The sequence below is a fragment of the Burkholderia sp. SIMBA_051 genome (assembly GCF_046534915.1).
Lineage (GTDB): Bacteria > Pseudomonadota > Gammaproteobacteria > Burkholderiales > Burkholderiaceae > Burkholderia > Burkholderia ambifaria.
The window spans coordinates 1-262 of sequence record NZ_JAWRXS010000431.1; the positions used below are offsets into that span (position 1 = coordinate 1).

The window sequence follows — 262 nt, forward strand, 5'->3', positions numbered from 1 at the left end:
GACGAATTCGCGCGGGCACTCGCGCTTGGCCCGGCCAGCCTGCTGCGCGTCGCGTGCAGCCCTTCGCTTGCGCCTGGCGTGGTCGCGCCCGCCATCGTGGAACTGAAGCGGCAGTTGCCGGGGCTCAGCGTCGACTGGCATACCACGCTGATGGCCGACTTGCCGCTCGAAGTGCTGAGCAAAACCGTCGACGTCGCAATCACGTCGCTGCCAATCGAGCATGAGCATCTGGAGGCCGTGCCGTTCATGCGCGGTCGAATGG

Annotated in this window: 1 protein-coding gene; it reads left to right on the forward strand. The window is 66.8% G+C overall.

Annotated features, from left to right (window positions below; all coding sequences use genetic code 11):
* A partial coding sequence (locus SB771_RS35160) for a LysR substrate-binding domain-containing protein (protein ID WP_410722064.1) occupies nt 1-262 on the forward strand: 262 nt, incomplete at both ends.